This is a genomic window from Thiocystis violacea (assembly GCF_016583575.1).
GTDB classification, from domain to species: Bacteria; Pseudomonadota; Gammaproteobacteria; order Chromatiales; family Chromatiaceae; genus Thiocystis; species Thiocystis violacea.
Window position 1 is genome coordinate 1 of record NZ_NRRG01000132.1, and the last position, 1,676, is coordinate 1,676.

Annotated in this window: 3 protein-coding genes; 2 read left to right on the forward strand and 1 reads right to left on the reverse strand. The window is 61.6% G+C overall.

Annotated features, from left to right (window positions below; genetic code table 11):
* The first annotated feature begins 204 nt into the window (after positions 1-204).
* Complete coding sequence (locus tag CKO27_RS23735) at positions 205-354, forward strand: hypothetical protein (protein ID WP_200377380.1); 150 nt, start codon at positions 205-207, stop codon at positions 352-354.
* A 69-nt stretch (positions 355-423) separates the two neighbouring features.
* Here CKO27_RS23735 and CKO27_RS23740 read toward each other — a convergent pair whose 3' ends face one another.
* On the reverse strand, positions 424-1,368 hold the full coding sequence (locus CKO27_RS23740; RefSeq protein ID WP_200377381.1) for an RpnC/YadD family protein: 945 nt from the start codon (positions 1,366-1,368) through the stop codon (positions 424-426).
* Between the two features lie 98 nt (positions 1,369-1,466).
* Here CKO27_RS23740 and CKO27_RS24295 point away from each other — a divergent pair.
* The coding region (locus CKO27_RS24295; RefSeq protein ID WP_207281107.1) for a hypothetical protein at positions 1,467-1,676 on the forward strand (210 nt) is incomplete at its 3' end.

The window sequence follows — 1,676 nt, forward strand, 5'->3', positions numbered from 1 at the left end:
GTCGTTGCCGCTGCGCGGCGCGCTGACGAGGATGCATGGGGGCTGGCTCCACGGGTGGGCAGTTGGGTTTGGCCACTCTCAGCCTACCACCACCGCCAGCCTTTCTCATGCGTTTCAGCAGGTTGGGCTTATCTTAGTGCCATTCGAGCCAGGCCCCTTTAATTCGCCGATTGGACACGCTTTGCGACGGCGACTCATGAGCAGATGTGTACCTTCTTGCTCGACCTGGCCTCCCGCGTCGATCTCGCCGCGTGGCGCAAGAGCAAACGGGGGCCGAAGAAGGCGCCCACGCCACGCACCAAATACAAGGGCAAGACCCATATCTCCACCGCCAAGGTCTTGGCTGGCCCCTAGGCGTACTCAAAATAGCAACTTAAAAGGGCTGCCCCAGACCTTTAACCTCGAACTCACGCGGCTCAGCGCTCAGTGGAAAATGGTCTCGGGGGTCTCGGCAGTGAGGATACGCTCGGACCACTCTTCGAGCTGCTTTGGCTCGGCGGATTCAATGCGCGAGCGGTAGATCTCGGCTGAGTCGGGACCAAATTTGCAGGAGAACTGGCGCAGCAAGATGTTGGCTTCGCCACGCTGAATCCCGGCCTGTTCAACAGTGGTGACATACGGCATATGGTGTTGCTCCTCGTAGGCATAGAGTTCTTGACGAAAGTCCGCCTCCAGCCCTGCGGGCAGGCGGATCATCCAGTCGATCAGTCGAAATAATTCCAGAATCAGCGCGCGTTCGTAGCCGCGCTCATACATCAGGCGGATCAGGCGGAATTTCCAGCCCTTGAGCGTCTCGGCGTCCTGGGTGACCTTGGCGCGGATCTGCGCCATCACCACCAGGGCGAAGACGTTATCGCTCGCTTCCAGCGCCGCCCAACGCGCGGGTTCGTCATGGTCGAGCAGTTTGACCATCGGGAATTCGAAGACGATCCGACAGCCCCAGCGCCCGTCCTCGTAACGATCCGCGCGAAACCGCCGGTTGCTGTCGCTGAGCACCGCCAGACTGACCGCCGGGCGGTCATAGCGGTCGCGGATGCGGTAGTTGTAGCGGAACATCCGCCGGGCGAAGTCCGCTTGGGACTCGCCCTGAACCTCGACATGCACCAGCACCCAGGTCTCGCGACCGTCGCGGGTGCGCACGTCGAGCAGTTTGTCGGCGTAGCGCCGCCCACTGTCGGCGTCGCCGGTGATCTGCTGCAACTCGCTGTCGAGGGAGCGATAAGAAGCGCTCCAATCGATCTCGGCATGGATGGCCGGGAACAGCAGGGCCAGAAACTCCGGAAAGTAGCGCTCCAGCGCCTCTTTCCAGGGGCTATCGTGGTCGCTGGCGGGCGCCTTGGCGGGGGCATTGGGGGCGTCGGTGTTCATGGGGCGAGTTTAGCCGATGGAGCGCCGTCGGGCACCGCCGCTAGGTGCGCTCGGCGCCACACGAAAAGCCCCGAGACGCGAACCCCAGGGGCTGAGCGGTGAAACCTGAGATCAGGCAAGATCAGAAAGGGAACCAGGCGTCCCGGCCCAGGCGGCTCGAAAATGAAGTCGAGCCAGGCCCGAATGGCACTAAGATAAGTCTCTCGATTTTTAAAAACAAACAGTTACAACCGCTGATGCGGTTTGCGGAATCGGTGTCCTCAGCGCTGTTTCTTCGGGTGGCCATGGTTACGGACCTCTTCCTGTGC

Coding starts and splice junctions, on each gene's coding strand:
- CKO27_RS23740 (WP_200377381.1), bottom strand. CDS start 1,368: ATGAACACCGACGCCCCCAATGCCCCCGCCAAGGCGCCCGCCAGCGAC.
- CKO27_RS23735 (WP_200377380.1), top strand. CDS start 205: ATGTGTACCTTCTTGCTCGACCTGGCCTCCCGCGTCGATCTCGCCGCG.